This window comes from Pontivivens marinum (assembly GCF_900231835.1).
In the GTDB taxonomy this organism is placed as follows: Bacteria; Pseudomonadota; Alphaproteobacteria; order Rhodobacterales; family Rhodobacteraceae; genus Pontivivens; species Pontivivens marinum.
This window is the reverse complement of sequence record NZ_OCTN01000002.1, coordinates 586,918-602,478: the sequence shown is the minus strand read 5'-3', so window position 1 is coordinate 602,478 and position 15,561 is coordinate 586,918. Positions and strand designations below refer to the sequence as shown.

The following is a 15,561-nucleotide window of genomic DNA, read 5'->3' as shown; positions in this document are numbered from 1 at the left end:
CCCCCATGAAACTTGTTCCACTGACAACCGCCCTCATGTTCCTCGCCTCGCAGGTTGCGGCACAGGACCGGATGACCCTCGTGCTCGACTGGTTCATCAACCCCGATCATGGCCCGATCATTATCGCGCAGGAAAACGGCTATTTCGCAGATGCCGGACTGGAGGTCGAAATCATCGCCCCCGCCGACCCATCTGACCCGCCCAAGATGGTGGCCGCAGGCCGCGCCGATCTGGCCATTTCGTACCAGCCGCAACTGCACCTGCAAATCCACGAGGGCCTGCCCCTGCAACGTGTTGGCACGCTGGTCGCAACGCCGCTGAACTGCCTGTTGGTGTTGGAGGATGGCCCCATTGAATCCCCCGCGGACCTCGCAGGGCGCAAGGTAGGCTTTTCCGTTGGCGGAGTTGAGGAAGCGGTTCTGGGCGCTGTTCTGAACACGCACGGATTGTCGCTGGATGATATCGAACTGGTCAACGTGAACTGGTCGCTATCCCCCTCGCTAATGTCAGATCAGGTGGATGCGGTGATAGGCGCGTTCCGCAATTTCGAGCTGAACCAGATGGATATCGAGGGCGTTTCCGGTCGCTGCTTCTATATCGAGGAGGAGGGCCTGCCCCCCTATGATGAACTGATCTACGTCGCCAATACCGACACGATGGATCGCGACATGATCACACGTTTTCTGGGCGCAACGGAAATCGCGACGCAGTATATGGTCAACCACCCCGAGGAAAGCTGGGAGATTTTCGCGGCTACCTCCATCGAATTACAGGATGAGCTGAACGCCCGCGCGTGGGTCGATACCCTGCCCCGCTTTGCCCTGCGCCCCACCGCGATGGATATTGGCCGCTATGCACGGTTCGAGGCATTCCTGCACGAGGCGGGCCTGATCCCCAGCATCAACGATGCCGCCACCATTGCAATCGACGTGACTGCACCATGACCGCCCCCGATTACGGCCATGTTTTCAGCGCATTGCGGAATAGCTGCCCCGATGAGTGGGCAGCCTATACACAACATTCCTTTGTCACGGGGCTGGGCGATGGCACCCTGCCCCGCCCCGCATTCCTGCATTATCTGGTACAGGATTACGTGTTTCTCATCCACTTTGCCCGCGCGTGGTCGCTAGGCGTGGTTAAGGCGGAAACGCTAGACGAGATGAAGGTTTGCGCGGGCACCGTCGATGCCTTGGTCAATCACGAAATGGCCCTGCATGTCGAAACCTGTGCTGCTGTGGGCATTGATGAGGCAGCGCTGTTTGGTGCCAAGGAGGAGGTCGCGAACCTCGCCTATACCCGCTACGTCATTGATGCGGGATTGCAGGGCGATTTTCTGGACCTGATTGCGGCGCTTGCCCCATGTTGCTTTGGCTATGGCGAAATCGGTCTGCGGCTAGCCCGCGAGGCGGCGGCAGATACCCCCTATGCTGACTGGATCACGACCTATGCCGATAGCGATTATCAGGACGTGATGGTCGCCGTGGGTAAAATGTTCGACGCAGCGGTGGAGCGTAGGCTGGGCGCGGACTATCAAAACTCCGCCCGATGGGAACAGCTGCAAACCCGATTTACCACCGCGACTGAATTAGAGATCGGATTCTGGGATATGGGGCTGAACCCGGCATGACCGACGCACCCGGCATCACATTGCAAGGTGACTATCTGATTGAACAAAAGCCCTTGTTCACCGGAGTGGACTTGACCGTTCCAGCAGGCCAGTGGACCTGCCTGCTGGGCCGCTCAGGTGTCGGAAAATCCACGATCCTGCGATTGCTGTTGGGGCTGGATACCTCTGGTCAATTCAACGGTCAGGTTCGTGCCAATGATGATCGAGCCATCGGGCCACGCGCCAGCTACATGGCGCAATCCGATCTGTTGCTGCCATGGCTGAACCTGCGCGAAAACGTGGTGCTGGGGGCGCGGCTGCGCCATGAAAAGCCGGATTTGAGCAAGGCAGATACAATGATCGCACGGGTCGGGCTGTCAGCCTATGCGACCAAGAAACCGGGGGCATTATCCGGCGGGATGCGACAGCGCGCGGCGCTGGCCCGTACCCTGATGGAGGATCGCCCGATTGCACTATTGGATGAACCCTTCTCAGCCCTCGACGCGGGTACACGCGCCGATATGCAGGACCTGGCGGCGGAGGTCTTGCAGGGTAAAACCGTGCTGCTCGTCACCCATGATCCGGCGGAGGCCTGCCGCCTGGGCCATCAAATCGCCCTGCTAACCCCCGCAGGAATTGCGCCATGGGAATTGCCTGATACCGCCCCTATTCGCAGCGCTGATGATCCACAGACATTGCAGGCTCAGGCGGCGCTGCTCTCCTATCTACGGGCAGTGCCATGAACCGTTTACGTTATCCCCTTTTCGCGGCGCTGCTTGGCATCGGGGTGTGGCAAATCGTGATCTGGGCGACCAATGCGCCCCATTTCATTCTGCCCAGCCCGTGGCGTGTGGCAAATACCGGCTATGAATACCGTAGCTTGATCGCGCAACACGCCCTGATCACCGCAACCGAAGTGGTTGTGGGCTTGCTGATCGGTGCGATCCTGGGGGCAATAACGGCGGTGCAACTGGCCGCCGCCCCCAGAGTAGCCAATCTGATCCTACCGATCCTCGTCTTTACACAGGCCGTACCGGTTTTCGCGCTAGCCCCGATCCTGACGCTATGGTTCGGCTACGGCATGGCGTCCAAGATTGTGATGGCGGTTCTGATCATCTATTTCCCCGTGACATCCTCGTTCTATGACGGGCTTACCCGCGTCACGCCTGCCCTGCTGGATCTGGCGAAAACAATGGGAGCATTGGACAGGCAAGTCATGTTGCGCGTGAAAATTCCGCACGCCTTGCCATCGCTCGGCTCGGGCCTGAAACTGGCGGCGGTCTATGCCCCGATTGGCGCGGTTATTGGTGAGTGGGTCGGCTCATCACAGGGGCTTGGCTATCTGATGCTACTGGCCAATGGACGGGCAAAGATTGACCTGATGTTTGCCAGCCTGATCGCGCTAGCCGTACTTACGGTGACGCTGCACCTGCTGGTTTCGGCATTGGTGAATCGGATGAACCGCATGTCCCACGCGACCCCAAGCGCCTGAGCTTACGTGCACGGTTTTATCTAGTTTTATTACAGATCACATCTCGCAAAATGCCGTAACCGGTTGACTATTAATAAAATCAGCAGAGACTGAACAAGCTAACATTTAGAAATACAGACATTTTCGAGTTGCGTAATCTCACGAATGAAAGTGAGCGGTATGAGTCAGTTAAAGGGCAATTTCTATCGGCATGGGCGGTTGATTTCGGTGCTCGCCGCTGCGATCACTGGAATTGCGCTTTTTCTATATGTCGGCATTCTGTACCAAGGGATTACCAGAACACAATTGCAATGGAATACATTCAGCGCATCCCAAGCTGAAGTTTCCACCGACAGCTATATGCTCAAGACCTATTTGGGCTATGGCGGGATGATCCATAACTTCAAAAACTATATCATCCGACAAGATCCAGAATACGCTGAACGTACACGGCATTATATGGACCTTAGCACGGCCATAATTAAAAAATTCCAAGCCAATACAACCGACGAAAACGAATTGCGCATATTAGGCAGCATCGAAAGTGTCGTAACCGAATATGCCCAAAAGCTCTTGATAGCAGAGGACGGTATTGCGCGTGGGTTGAGCGTGTCAGAGATCGACCAGCTGGTTCAGGTTGATGACACGAACGCCCTGGTTGCGCTGGATTTCATTTCACGGCAAGTGGTGGTCGATCAACGTTCCACACAAATCGACACGCAGGAATCGATCGACTTCCTATCACGATTTATCTCGCTCGGCGGTGTCATCCTGTTACTCATCGTATCAGCGCTGTCATGGATGAGCTGGTATCTGATCGGTGCCCTGAAATTCGCCTATGATGAAAAGACGGCGGCCCTTGATCGCGCCGAAGCAGCATCCCTTGCCCGATTGCGGTTCATTGCCACGTTAAGCCATGAGATCCGCACGCCGCTTGGTGGGCTTCTGGGTATGATAAACTTGTTGGATGCCAAGGAAACCGATCCAGAGAAACGCGAACTACTGGAATTCGCGGCCGGTGCCGGCTCCTCGCTGAACAGGATCGTTGATGATGTGCTCGACTTTTCAAAGCTGGATTCGGGCGCAGTTCAATTCAAAATGGAGCCTGTCGATATACGCTCCATCACTGAGGGCGTCATAACACTGACCAAGCTTAAATCCGATCAGGCTCTCGATCGGATGACCAGTTCCATCGACGATCACGTTCCAGCCTATTTTGTCGGCGATGCCACACGCATACGGCAGGTTTTGGCGAACCTTGTCGGGAATGCCGTTCGCTATTCCAGATCCGGTCCCATCACAGTCTACGTGCACGAAATCACCAAACGTGGACGAACCATATTGCGTGTCGAAGTCGAGGATCACGGCGTTGGCATTTCCACCGCCGAGCAATTGCGCCTGTTTGCAGATTTCAGCCAAGTACCCAACGAACTTACCGCCGCGGCAAAGGGCGCAGGCATGGGTTTGGCAATATCCAAACGCATCGTTGAAGGTCTAGGCGGCCGTATTGGTGTTGAGAGCACTGCGGGACAGGGATCAACATTCTGGTTCGAACTGCCGATCAAACACACCGATGCCCCACCGCCTGCTCTGGCCACCCCTGATGAGATGGAAGGCCTCGACGGTATTTCAGATGCTAATGGCGCGCGCGTTCTGTTGGTTGAGGACAACGTTATCAACCGCAAGATACTGTCCACTTATCTCATCAGAATGGGCGTGGATGTCGAAATCGCGGAGAACGGCCGTATCGCGATCGAGAAGTTCTCTCCCAACCAATTTGATCTGATCCTGATGGATCTAGCCATGCCCGAAATGGACGGGCTGACCGCGATCAGGTTCCTGCTGTCGAATTGGAAGCCTGAACAAATCCCTGACATCTTCGTCCTGACGGCCCATTCAATGGAGCAGGATCAGGCAGAGGCTCTGGCGGCTGGTGCGAAACTGGTTCTGCTAAAACCGATCTCGTTTGAATCCCTTAAGGAATACGTAGAGCCCGCAATCATGCGCAATCGCAGGGCAATCCAATTGGTAGAACGCGCTGCGGTTCACGATCGCCACCTAGACGCTGACGCTCCAATTCGCAGCGTGATGAGCGAGGAAGCGCTAGAGAACCTGCTCGACATTTATCCAGCCACTAGGGTGTTGGAGCTGGTCGAGAAGTTCATCACAGATGGCCGCCATCAGCTCGCCGATATCACAGGGCAATTTGCCGCTGGAAATACCGCTGATGCCAGTCAGCACGCCCATAACCTAAAGGGCGCGGCGGGTATGTTAGGCTTTGCGACATTGGTTGAACTTGCCGATGTAATCGAAAGTAGCGCAGATGATCTGACCACTGAAGAAATCGACGAAATTGCCACCCTGATCAGCGCGGAACTGGACGAGATTTCGACGACGCTAAACGGCCCCGCTTAATCGGCCCGCTGCTTTTGCAGCAACGCGCGGATCTCGGCCAGTTCGGCCAAAATGCGACCGTTATCCGTGGTCAGGCTTTCACGTTCTGCCGCTGCCTCGGCCGCGTGCTCGGACTGCATTGCGTCCACGATCACACCGATGAACAGGTTCAAAACGGTGAACGCTGTCGCCAGAATAAAGGGCAGGAACAGCGCCCATGCCCACGGGAACTCCTGCATCACGGGGCGCACAATCCCCATGGACCAGCTTTCTAACGTCATAATCTGGAACAAGGTGTAGCCGGATGCGGCCAGTGTGCCGAACCATTCTGGAAAGGCGGCGCCAAATGCCTTGGTGCAGATCACCGCGAACACATAAAAGATCAGCCCCAACAGCAACACGATGGAGCCCATACCCGGCAACGCCTCCAGCAAACCGGTGACAACCCGGCGCATCGCAGGCACGTTCGCCACCAATCGCAACACGCGCAAAACGCGGAACGCCCGCAAAACGCTAAGCGCCCCAGTCGCCGGCACGACAGAAATCGCAACAACACCCGTGTCAAACCAGCGCCACGGATCGCGGATGAATGCGCGCGGATCAGCGATCAAACGCAGGGCCAATTCGATCACAAAGATGCCGACAATGATCCGGTCAATCGCGCTGAGCATCCCGCCCGCCCATGTGGTTAGGGCCGCAGATGTCTCCATCCCCAGAATCATCGCGTTAAAAACGATCAGCCCAATGACAAATCGCTCAAAATACGGATGCTCAACCAAAGCCCTGACATGTTCGCGCATAAACCCTCCCGCGTTAGGCGTCAGATGCCCTTCTTTGCGAATGTCTTCAAGGGGGCTATGCGCCCTATAGAAAGCGCAGCCGGTGCTTTTGCAGCAGCTCGACGATTATCTTCTTTGCCTCGCGACGATGGCTGCGGTGGGTGATGCGCGCGCAATCCCCGTCGCCACGTTTGATCGCCTGTAAAACCTTACGATGATCCTCGTTCGATTTTGTGGGCAGTGGGCGCATGAACAGGGTGGTTGTACGGGCGCGGCGCACCTGATCGCTCATCATATGGACAATCGAAATCACGCGGCTATTTCCGCCCAAGCGGACGAGTTCCGTATGAAACCGGTCATCCGCCTCGGCCCATGCGTCCAGATCATCGCGGGCAATGGCCACGTCCATATCGTCGATTGCCTGCGCCAATTCCTGCAACTCAGCATCGTCATATGCGGCAAGGGCGGCACGTTCGGCGGCCAAGCTTTCCAGCTCGGTCAACACCTCGTAAATCTCGGCCATATCATCGGCGGATAGCGGCACAATGCGCACACCCTTGCGCGGGCGCAATTCCAGCAGGCCCTGACTTTCCAGCGTTAAGACCGCCTCACGTACCGGCGTTCGTGACATATTGAGCTGCGTCGCAAGTTCGGATTCCAAATGATCCGAACCTGCGGCGAGTTCGCCCGCGAATATTTTCGAGCGCAGCTCAACAAGTGCGCGCTGAGAGCTGGAAATTGGTTTTTCGACAGGGGTGCTCAATTCAGGTTTAATGTCTTTTTGCATCCGCCCTCTGCCGAGGCGTATATCGCCTCTTCTATTATCACGACATTTAAGTAATTTTCTGCCGTGTTTTCAAGGGGAAATCCCTCCAGCACACCAGCTACGACATGGCTTTGCAAGGCATGGGCGCAATCACCACCGAAACCATCCCATGTATTCGCGGGCTGAATTTCCATCTGCGCCTGCTGGCCAAAGGCACGCAGCGTGACCGACCCATCACCGTATAGTGTCAACACGCCCTCGTTGCCCTCAACCAGGGCCTCACCCATAGTGCGGCGCAGATTGTCGGCATTGTGGTCAAGGTTCCGGTTCGCATCCAACAGCGCGCGCACGCCATTTGGATGCTCGAACAGGATATAGCCGGCATCCTCACCCGCGATTACAGGGTTCACTTGACGCAAATCGGCATAAACAGAAATCGGGTCGCCCAACAGGTAGCGGAACGTATCGACGAAATGCACGCCGGTTTCATGGACCATGAAGCGTTTCATCTTTTGGAAATACGGCTGACGATCCAGATAGGCATTCGAGCCCTGACCGTCACCGGGGCGCAGGCGATAGGTCATCTGCTGTACGGTGCCGATAGCCCCATCCTCAATCGCCCGCTTGATGGTCCGATACCACGGCTGAAACCGGAAGTTTTCGTGTACAACAATCGTTGCACCGGCGTCTTGGGCCTGAGCCACGATCTGGCGTGCCTCGGTCAGGTTTGCGCAGAACGGTTTTTGGCAAATGATCCATTTCACACCAGCGGCCAGCGCGGTTCGGATCGCCGCCGCATGGGCAACAGGGGGCAGCACCACGTCCAGCAGGTCAGGGTTTTGCGCAACCAGCATCTCACCCAGATCGGTATAGGCAGGCAAGCCTGTGGCCGTCGCCTTGTCCAAATCGTGATCGCACGCGCCGACCAGATCGACCCGATCCATGCGGGCCCAACTGCCGTAGTGGAACTGGCTGAAATAGCCAGCTCCAACACATGCAACGCGTAGTTTTGATGACTTACTCATCCCCAAACAGTGCGCGCTGAACAGCAGCCGCCGCAACCTGTGTTGTGGCCGAGCCGCCCAAATCACGGGTCAGGATATCGCCCTGTGCGATAACACCTTCAACCGCCTCACGCAGGCGCTCACCATCCTGCCGCATCTCGACGTTGTCATGCTTGATCCCCATCCAGTCCAGCATCATCGCCGCCGACAGGATCATCGCGAACGGGTTCGCCAAGCCTTGCCCCGCAATGTCAGGGGCCGAGCCGTGGCACGGCTGGAACACCGCATGCTCCAACCCGATATCCGCCGAAGGCGCCACGCCGAGCCCCCCCATCAGACCCGCGCCAAGGTCGGACAGAATATCCCCGAACATGTTTTCGGTGACCATAACGTCGAAATCCCAAGGCTTTTGCACCATCCACAGGGCGGTCGCATCGACATAGGCGTGATCGGCGGTCAGGTCCGGATGCTTGGCGGCCTCCGCGTCGAACATCTCACGAAAGAAGGCGAAGGCGCGGAAGACGTTGGCCTTGTCCACGCAGGTCACTTTACCCGGGCCACGGCCAGTATCCTTGCGCGTTTTGGCCAGATCGAACGCAAAGCGGAATAGCTTTTCCGAGATATCGCGGGTGATCAGCAGCGTTTCGCGTGCCTCGTCCTTGGTCACCTCACCACGGCCTTGGGTGTGGAACAGACCCTCGGTGCTTTCCCGAATCAGAACGAAATCAATCTCACGATCCGCAGGCATATTCAGAGGCGTCTTTTGACCCTTTTTCACGGTAACAGGGCGCACACCGGCAAACAAAGTCAGCGCTTTGCGCAAATCGATCTGCGGTGAAATCTCTGTGCCGTCCTCGTAACGGACATCCGGCAATCCCATCGCGGACAGCAAAATCGCATCGGCCGCACGCGCCGCCGCCATCGAGGCATCCGGCAGCGACTCGCCTGTTTTCGCGTAATGCGCAGCGCCCGCAGGGGCATTGGTAAAGGTCAGGTTATACTGAGTGGCGGCACTGCCCAGCCGCGTCAGGATATCAACTGTAGGCTCCATGATCTCCGGGCCGATCCCGTCGCCCTGAAATACCGCAATATCAAATGTCTTGGTCATGTAGCCTTCTCACCCTCCTCGGTTCGTCACTGTGCATCTTCCGATCGATTAACCGATAAGTTGACAGTGCATCATTTAATGCATACGCAATGGAATGCAATAAAAAACACTGAGCGTCTGGGAGGACCAAAATGAAAACCACACTAGGTAAGATTGCAGCCATCGCCGCACTGGCGACCGGACTGGGCAACGCAGCCGTCGCGCAGGACTATCCGTTCCGCGACATCACGACCGCAGTTGTCTGGGGCGCCGGTGGCGGCACTGACAGCATCAACCGCATGATCATGGCAGAGATGGAAAAGCACCTGCCCGTGTCGATAAACGTCATCAACCAGACGGGCGGCGTCGCCGGATCGAACGGCATGGTCTACGTTCAGAACCAGCCTGACGATGGCTACACAATGGTTGGTCTGTCCGAATCCAACGTGACCGCCGCCGTTCAGGGCGGCTGGGATCAACGGTTCGATTTCTGGTATCCGTTCATCGTTGGCGGCTCACCCGATCTGCTATCCGTACCGGCGGACAGCCCCTATGAAACGCTTGAGGATCTGGTGAACGCAGCGAATGCCGCCCCCGGCACGATCCCTGCTGCTGCTGGCGGGGCGGGATCGATCCACCACCTGAACCTGCTGGCAATTCAGAATGGTGCTGATGCCGAGTTCCTGTTCATCCCATATGGCGGCTCCGCACCGGGTCAAGAGGCTGCAATCGCTGGCGAAGTTGCGCTGGTCGTAACATCCTTGGCCGAGCAAGCAGCCCTGATCGAGGGCGGCCTGCTGCGCCCCCTCGCCATGTTGACCGAGGACAGCGTCGAGATTGCAGGCATGACCGTTCCGTCCGCCTTTGACATCTATGACGGTCTGGACGCCTATCTGCCGCTAAAGCAAGCCATCGGCTTTGCCATCCATGACAGCGCATCGGATGAGGTTAAGGCGACCATTGCCGAGGCATTCGAGCAGGCTATCGCCTCGGATGTTGTGGCTGACTGGGCTGCGGCCAACAATTACGACGTTAGCGGCCAGTACGGCGCGGATGCACAGGCGATCTTCGCAACGCTTGAGGCGAACTTTGCCTACACATTGCAAGAGCTGGGCGCGACCACAGTCGATCCTGCCAGCCTGGGCATTGAGCGTCCGTAACCGGCACGTCCACCCTGCCAAACCGAGGGACGCGGGCCAACCCCCGCGCTCCTCAACAGACGACCCGCGCAAGGATTCACAACATGCATGACGATACCACAGCCGAGGAGATCGCAGTTCTGCGCGCTCGGGATTTTTGGGGCGCTTTGGTCCTGCTGGCCCTGTCGGCCTTTTTTATGTGGCGCACCTTCGACATTCCGCTATGGGGTGCGAACCGCGCAGGGGTCAGTACGGCGGCATGGTATAATTCTGCGGCGCTCGTCCCCTTAGGTATCTTTTCCGCACTAATGCTGCTGTCGCTGGTTCTGCTCAGCATCGCGATCAAGGCCGGCGGCGCGAAACGTGCACTGTCATCCGTTGGCATCGGCTGGGATCGGGCCGAGGCCCTGCGCTTCACCACAATCGGTGTGATCCTGTTCTTCTATGTCGCGGGACTGGTCCCACGCGTTGATTTCATCGCCTGTAGTGGCCTGCTGATCACCGCGCTTATTTTCGGACATCATAAGGGGCAACCGCAGCGCATGATCCTAGCCGCAATCGCGGTCGCGCTATGCGGTTCCTATGCAATGATCCGGCACCTGCCCCAATCGCAATGGGGTGCTGCGGATGATGATGTCGTCACATTGGTGATCTGGGCTGCGCTTACAATCTGGGTCTTGATCCAAGCCCGTGGCGACCGTGTGTTGCGCATCATTCCCGTGCTGGCCATCGCCGCACCGCTGATCCTTGTCTGCGCCATGGCCTTTGGCTTCCGTCAAAACGTGCCCAATCGCGGCGGCGTGATCTTTAGCCAAATCCAATACCATTATTACGTCACCCTACGCCCGCTATGGAGCTCTTGAGATGGAATTCGTCCTCACACAGATCATGGGCTTTGGCGGTACGTTCTGGGCGCTGGCTATTGACCCGCTGACCTATATCTACCTGATCAGCTCGGTTTTTCTGGGCATTACCTTCGGCGCACTGCCGGGTCTGACCGCAACGCTGGCCGTGACAATCCTGACCGGCTTTTTCGGGAACAAGATCCCGCTGGATTATTCGCTGATCGCCCTGCTGGGCGCCTATGTCGGCGCGATTTATGGCGGGTCATATCCGTCGATCCTGCTCAACATACCGGGAACTGCCGCCAGTGCGGCCACAGCGATGGACGGCTATCCGCTGGCCAAATCGGGACGCGGTGGTGAGGCATTGGGCCTGACAACCACCGCCAGCTTTATCGGCACGCTGATCGGCACGATTGCACTGCTCGTCTTTGTCTGGGTTTTGCTGCTGCTGTCCAAGAATATCGCCAGCCCTGAAAAGGCGCTGCTGGCCATGTTTGGTATCCTGCTCTCAGGCACACTGATGTCCGAGGATCTGGTGGTTAAGGGCTGGATTGCTGGGCTGATCGGCCTTGCCATGGCGATGGCGGGGCTGGACCCGCTGCTTAGCGAGCCGCGCTACACCTTTGGCTGGTCCTATATGCTGTCCGGTTTTCAAGTCGTTCCCGTGCTGATGGGCGCCTTCGCCGTGCCCCAGATCATCGAGGGGTTACGCCATTTGGAGATCGGCAAGATGGCGGATCTGAACGGGCGCATCCTGCCCAACCTCAAAACTGTGCGCCGCTATATGCCGACCATTGCACGCTCCGGCGTGATCGGTACCGGTGTTGGCGCCCTGCCCGGTGTGGGTGAGGATGTTGCCGGTTGGGTCAGCTATGGCGTGGGCAAAACCGTCAGCAAGGAAGGGCACAAATTCGGCAAGGGTTCGCTGGAGGGACTGCTCTCCTCCGAAACCGCAAATAATGCCTGCATCGGTGGCGCACTGATCCCGCTGCTGGTTCTGGGCATCCCCGGATCGCCCCCCGCCGCCGCGCTGATGGGTGCGTTCAAGATTAACAACATCATCCCCGGCCCCACAATCGACCCTGCAATCATCCTGCGCGTGGTCGCGATTATGGTCATGGCCTCGTTCACAATGTTCATCATGGGCCTGTTTACGGCCCGCGTGTTCATGGCGATCCTGCGTATTCCGCAAACGGTATTTCTGCCCATTGTCATGGTTCTGACCACCATCGGATCGTTCAGCGTGGGGGGCGGTATCAACGACCTGTACCTGATGCTGGGCGTTGGTTTTGTCGCCTATTTCATGAATATGCTGAAATTCCCGATCGCCCCGCTGGTTATCGGCGTTATCCTAGGCGGATTATTTGACGAGACGTTCCGCCGGTCATTGCTCATCTCGGGCGGGGATGTCTTCGTCTTTGGCTCACGGCCTGTTGCCGGCATCCTGCTGATGCTCAACATTGCCTTGGTGATGAGCCAGTTCCCCGTCATCAAACGTGCATTTAGCCGTCTGCGTAGAAAGGTCCTCTAATGTTTGCAGTTGTCGTTACCCTTACCGTCAAACCGGATCAGATCGCCCTGTTTATGCCCGCGATGCTGAACAATGCGCAAACATCGCTCGCGACCGAGCAGGGATGCCAACGCTTTGATGTATGCACTGATCCCGCGCGACCGAACGAGGTTTTTCTGTACGAGCTGTACACAGACCGCGCCGCCTTTGACGCGCATCTGGCCAGCGATCACTATCGTGCTTTCGATCAAATCACCGGACCACAAGTCATCAGCAAGAATGTGCGCACCTTTACGCAGGTCGTATCATGAGCATGTGGGAGGTTTACTGCGTCAAATATGCGGATCGAAACCAACGAACCCGCGCCGACAGCTTTATCTTTGACGACAACCACGACGCACCCCATGCGATGGACTATTTCATGTGGCTGCTGAAATCCGAAGATCAGGTGATCCTCGTCGATACCGGCTATGATACGCAGGAAGCCGCCGCCCGTGGTCGCCCGATCCGGCTGGACCCTGTGGAGGCCTTGGCGCCGTTTGGCATTACACCGCAGGATGTCACGCAGATCATCGTGACCCATCTGCATTACGACCATGCGGGCGGCCTGCACCTGTTTCCCAACGCGACCCTGCACCTGCAAGCGGCGGAGATGGCCTATGCCACTGGCCCCTGCATGTGCCACGATACATTGCAGAAACCCTTTACCGCCAACCATATATGCGAAGCGATCAAGCGACTTTATTCCGGTAAAGTTATTTTCCACGATGGTGAAGCTCAGGTCGCCGATGGCGTTACCGTTCACTGCATAGGTGGGCACAGCCGTGGCCTGCAATCCGTGCGCGTCCTAACGCAAGCTGGCTGGATGGTCCTCGCCTCGGACGCCGCGCATTTTTACGAGAACGTCTTTGCCCGCAAGCCGTTTCCCATCGTTGTCGATTTGCAAAACATGCTGGACGGGTTTGAGACGCTGCACCGGCTCGCCTCATCCCCGTCACTGATTATTCCCGGCCATGATCCGCTGGTACGCGAATACTTCCCGAACACATTGGCCCCCCATATCCACCGCCTAGACACTGGCCCAACAAGGACGATCCCATCATGAAGCTAGGTGTTGTTGCTGATGATTTCACAGGTGCCTCGGATATCGCGCTGACACTGGCCGAGGCAGGCATGACCGTCGCGCAATTTATCGGCGTGCCGCAGGATGATGCGGACCCGACCCTTGGCGCAGGAGTTGTTGCGCTGAAATCGCGCACTGCACCGCTTGAACAGGCGATTGCCCAGTCCGTTGCCGCGTGTAAATGGCTACTGGCACAGGGCGCGGAGCAAATCATCCTCAAGGTATGCTCGACCTTTGACAGCACACCCGACGGCAATATCGGGCAGGTACTGGATGCGCTGGCTGATCTACTGGGCGAAAACTCGGTCATTGTCTGCCCTGCCTTTCCCGAAAACGGGCGCAGCGTGTATCAGGGGCATCTGTTCGTGAATGACCGCCTGCTAAGCGAAAGCGGCATGCAGGATCACCCGCTGACCCCCATGGTAGATGCTGACCTGCGCCGCGTGCTGGCCGCGCAATCCAACCGCGATGTCGCGCATATTCCGGCTGTGGTGGTGCAGAAAGGGGCCGCGGCGATTGCGCAGGCAATGGGTGCCACCGCGCATCTGATTACCGACGCGATCAGCGATGCCGACCTGATCGAAATTGGCCGCGCGGCCAAGGGGGCAAAGCTGCTTTGCGGTGGGTCCGGCATTGCACTGGGCCTACCTGCGAATTTCAACGTGACCGCGCAGCCGCCAAAATGGGTTGCCATTACAGGGCACGGCGCGGTCTTTTCCGGCTCATGCAGCCGCGCCACACGCGAACAGGTTGCCCGCTATGATGCGCCAAGCCTGCAAATCGACGCGGCCCGCGCCGTATCCGGCGAGTATAACATCGCGCAGATTGCCGATTGGGTCATGGCGCAAACCACGCCGCCGCTGATCTACTCCTCCGCTGATCCCGAAGTCGTTCGTGAGGCGCAAACACAATACGGACAAGGCGTCGCTGCCGAAGCAATCGAGAAGCTCTTTGCCGCGTTGGCCCCTGCCCTAGCGGAGCGCGGCTTACGCCGTCTGGTCGTGGCGGGCGGTGAAACATCGGGCGCGGTGGTGACTGGCCTTGGCCTGCGCGCGCTAACAATCGGGCCACGTGCCGCCGCTGGCGTGCCATTGGTCACGGCGGGGGGCATGGCGCTTGCCCTGAAATCTGGCAACTTCGGTGGGCCTGACTTCTTTGCCGAAACCCTAGCCATGATGGAGCGCGAAGCATGAGCGAGCACGCCAAATTGCGCGAGGACATCTGTACCCTCGCCAAATCCATGTTCGATCGTGGGCTAACCTGCGGGTCCTCGGGAAATATCTCCGCACGATTATCCGACGGCACCGTGCTGGTTACGCCAACGGGGCGGGCGATGGGTTTTCTGGACCCCGCGCAGATCAGCCATCTGGACGCGAATTTCAACTTTCTGTCCGGCGATGCTCCGACCAAGGAGACGCCGCTGCACTCCGCGTTTTACGAAACGCGCACCGGCACGGGCGCGGTTGTGCATTTGCACTCCACCCATTCCGTGGCCCTGTCGATGCTGCCCGATACCGATCCGGATAACGTGCTGCCGCCGTTAACGCCCTATTCGATCATGCGGGTGGGTAAAGTAAAATTACTGCCCTTCTTCATCCCCGGTGATCCTGCGATGGGCGACGCGGTACGCGGCTTGGCCGGCAAACGCTCCGCCGTGCTGCTCGCCAATCATGGTCCCGTTGTCGCGGGCAAGGATTTATGGGCCGCCGTTTTTGCCATGGAGGAATTGGAAGAGACAGCAAAGCTGGCCATGCTAACCCGTGGGTTACAGCCAGCCGCGCTGCCTACCGATACAATTCAGCAGATCGTGCGAAAATTCGACGTGGATTGGTGATGC

Annotated in this window: 16 protein-coding genes; 12 read left to right on the top strand and 4 right to left on the bottom strand. The window is 57.7% G+C overall.

Annotated features, from left to right (window positions below; all coding sequences use genetic code 11):
• Positions 1–5 precede the first annotated feature (5 nt).
• The 5 genes from CR254_RS08590 (at position 6) to CR254_RS08570 (ending at position 5,492) form a co-directional block, all read left to right on the top strand.
• On the top strand, positions 6–944 hold the full coding sequence (locus CR254_RS08590) for an ABC transporter substrate-binding protein (protein WP_097929428.1): 939 nt from the start codon (positions 6–8) through the stop codon (positions 942–944).
• Complete coding sequence (gene tenA / locus CR254_RS08585) at positions 941–1,627, top strand: thiaminase II (protein ID WP_097929427.1); 687 nt, start codon at positions 941–943, stop codon at positions 1,625–1,627. The genes CR254_RS08590 and tenA overlap by 4 nt, the downstream gene beginning before the upstream one ends.
• The gene (locus tag CR254_RS08580; protein ID WP_097929426.1) at positions 1,624–2,349 is read left to right on the top strand and encodes an ABC transporter ATP-binding protein; all 726 of its coding nucleotides are present in this window, start codon (positions 1,624–1,626) and stop codon (positions 2,347–2,349) included. The genes tenA and CR254_RS08580 overlap by 4 nt, the downstream gene beginning before the upstream one ends.
• On the top strand, positions 2,346–3,098 hold the full coding sequence (locus CR254_RS08575; RefSeq protein ID WP_097929425.1) for an ABC transporter permease: 753 nt from the start codon (positions 2,346–2,348) through the stop codon (positions 3,096–3,098). Before CR254_RS08580 ends, CR254_RS08575 begins: the two co-directional genes overlap by 4 nt.
• Before the next feature lie 159 nt (positions 3,099–3,257).
• Entirely contained in the window at positions 3,258–5,492 is a 2,235-nt protein-coding gene (locus tag CR254_RS08570) for an ATP-binding protein (RefSeq protein ID WP_180955941.1), read from the top strand.
• On the opposite strand, the gene CR254_RS08565 is transcribed toward CR254_RS08570, so the two are convergent.
• The 4 genes from CR254_RS08565 to CR254_RS08550 all read right to left on the bottom strand — a co-directional run bounded on the left by CR254_RS08565 (position 5,489) and on the right by CR254_RS08550 (position 9,128).
• Positions 5,489–6,271 carry an ion transporter gene (locus CR254_RS08565; protein ID WP_097929423.1) on the bottom strand — a complete coding sequence of 261 codons (783 nt, stop codon included), beginning with the start codon at positions 6,269–6,271 and terminating at the stop codon, positions 5,489–5,491. The genes CR254_RS08570 and CR254_RS08565 overlap by 4 nt on opposite strands.
• 64 nt (positions 6,272–6,335) lie before the next feature.
• Positions 6,336–7,037 carry a GntR family transcriptional regulator gene (locus CR254_RS08560; RefSeq protein ID WP_097929422.1) on the bottom strand — a complete coding sequence of 234 codons (702 nt, stop codon included), beginning with the start codon at positions 7,035–7,037 and terminating at the stop codon, positions 6,336–6,338.
• The gene (locus CR254_RS08555) at positions 7,010–8,041 is read right to left on the bottom strand and encodes a Gfo/Idh/MocA family protein (RefSeq protein WP_097929421.1); all 1,032 of its coding nucleotides are present in this window, start codon (positions 8,039–8,041) and stop codon (positions 7,010–7,012) included. Before CR254_RS08555 ends, CR254_RS08560 begins: the two co-directional genes overlap by 28 nt.
• Complete coding sequence (locus tag CR254_RS08550) at positions 8,034–9,128, bottom strand: isocitrate/isopropylmalate dehydrogenase family protein (protein ID WP_097929420.1); 1,095 nt, start codon at positions 9,126–9,128, stop codon at positions 8,034–8,036. Before CR254_RS08550 ends, CR254_RS08555 begins: the two co-directional genes overlap by 8 nt.
• 131 nt (positions 9,129–9,259) lie before the next feature.
• On the opposite strand from CR254_RS08550, the gene CR254_RS08545 reads away from it, so the two are divergent.
• From CR254_RS08545 to otnC, 7 genes are all read left to right on the top strand, one after another.
• The gene (locus tag CR254_RS08545) at positions 9,260–10,267 is read left to right on the top strand and encodes a Bug family tripartite tricarboxylate transporter substrate binding protein (RefSeq protein WP_097929419.1); all 1,008 of its coding nucleotides are present in this window, start codon (positions 9,260–9,262) and stop codon (positions 10,265–10,267) included.
• 83 nt (positions 10,268–10,350) lie between these two features.
• Positions 10,351–11,109 (top strand): hypothetical protein, encoded by a 759-nt coding sequence (locus tag CR254_RS08540; RefSeq protein ID WP_097929418.1) that lies wholly within the window; start codon positions 10,351–10,353, stop codon positions 11,107–11,109.
• A gap of 1 nt (position 11,110) precedes the next feature.
• Positions 11,111–12,622: a tripartite tricarboxylate transporter permease gene (locus CR254_RS08535; protein WP_097929417.1), complete on the top strand. Its 1,512-nt coding sequence runs from the start codon at positions 11,111–11,113 to the stop codon at positions 12,620–12,622.
• Complete coding sequence (locus CR254_RS08530; protein WP_097929416.1) at positions 12,622–12,912, top strand: putative quinol monooxygenase; 291 nt, start codon at positions 12,622–12,624, stop codon at positions 12,910–12,912. Before CR254_RS08535 ends, CR254_RS08530 begins: the two co-directional genes overlap by 1 nt.
• Positions 12,909–13,706 carry an N-acyl homoserine lactonase family protein gene (locus tag CR254_RS08525; protein ID WP_097929415.1) on the top strand — a complete coding sequence of 266 codons (798 nt, stop codon included), beginning with the start codon at positions 12,909–12,911 and terminating at the stop codon, positions 13,704–13,706. Before CR254_RS08530 ends, CR254_RS08525 begins: the two co-directional genes overlap by 4 nt.
• Complete coding sequence (gene otnK / locus CR254_RS08520) at positions 13,703–14,917, top strand: 3-oxo-tetronate kinase (RefSeq protein WP_097929414.1); 1,215 nt, start codon at positions 13,703–13,705, stop codon at positions 14,915–14,917. Before CR254_RS08525 ends, otnK begins: the two co-directional genes overlap by 4 nt.
• Positions 14,914–15,558, top strand: coding sequence for a 3-oxo-tetronate 4-phosphate decarboxylase (gene otnC / locus CR254_RS08515; RefSeq protein WP_097929413.1), 645 nt, complete (start codon positions 14,914–14,916; stop codon positions 15,556–15,558). The genes otnK and otnC overlap by 4 nt, the downstream gene beginning before the upstream one ends.
• Positions 15,559–15,561: the final 3 nt, after the last annotated feature.

Excerpts from the sequence above, each read along its gene's own strand:
- CR254_RS08560 (WP_097929422.1), bottom strand. The coding sequence starts at position 7,037 with ATGCAAAAAGACATTAAACCTGAATTGAGCACCCCTGTCGAAAAACCA.
- CR254_RS08575 (WP_097929425.1), top strand. The coding sequence starts at position 2,346 with ATGAACCGTTTACGTTATCCCCTTTTCGCGGCGCTGCTTGGCATCGGG.
- CR254_RS08545 (WP_097929419.1), top strand. The coding sequence starts at position 9,260 with ATGAAAACCACACTAGGTAAGATTGCAGCCATCGCCGCACTGGCGACC.
- tenA (WP_097929427.1), top strand. The coding sequence starts at position 941 with ATGACCGCCCCCGATTACGGCCATGTTTTCAGCGCATTGCGGAATAGC.
- CR254_RS08525 (WP_097929415.1), top strand. The coding sequence starts at position 12,909 with ATGAGCATGTGGGAGGTTTACTGCGTCAAATATGCGGATCGAAACCAA.
- CR254_RS08535 (WP_097929417.1), top strand. The coding sequence starts at position 11,111 with ATGGAATTCGTCCTCACACAGATCATGGGCTTTGGCGGTACGTTCTGG.
- otnC (WP_097929413.1), top strand. The coding sequence starts at position 14,914 with ATGAGCGAGCACGCCAAATTGCGCGAGGACATCTGTACCCTCGCCAAA.
- CR254_RS08565 (WP_097929423.1), bottom strand. The coding sequence starts at position 6,271 with ATGCGCGAACATGTCAGGGCTTTGGTTGAGCATCCGTATTTTGAGCGA.
- CR254_RS08570 (WP_180955941.1), top strand. The coding sequence starts at position 3,258 with ATGAGTCAGTTAAAGGGCAATTTCTATCGGCATGGGCGGTTGATTTCG.
- CR254_RS08590 (WP_097929428.1), top strand. The coding sequence starts at position 6 with ATGAAACTTGTTCCACTGACAACCGCCCTCATGTTCCTCGCCTCGCAG.
- CR254_RS08530 (WP_097929416.1), top strand. The coding sequence starts at position 12,622 with ATGTTTGCAGTTGTCGTTACCCTTACCGTCAAACCGGATCAGATCGCC.
- CR254_RS08540 (WP_097929418.1), top strand. The coding sequence starts at position 10,351 with ATGCATGACGATACCACAGCCGAGGAGATCGCAGTTCTGCGCGCTCGG.
- CR254_RS08550 (WP_097929420.1), bottom strand. The coding sequence starts at position 9,128 with ATGACCAAGACATTTGATATTGCGGTATTTCAGGGCGACGGGATCGGC.
- CR254_RS08580 (WP_097929426.1), top strand. The coding sequence starts at position 1,624 with ATGACCGACGCACCCGGCATCACATTGCAAGGTGACTATCTGATTGAA.
- CR254_RS08555 (WP_097929421.1), bottom strand. The coding sequence starts at position 8,041 with ATGAGTAAGTCATCAAAACTACGCGTTGCATGTGTTGGAGCTGGCTAT.
- otnK (WP_097929414.1), top strand. The coding sequence starts at position 13,703 with ATGAAGCTAGGTGTTGTTGCTGATGATTTCACAGGTGCCTCGGATATC.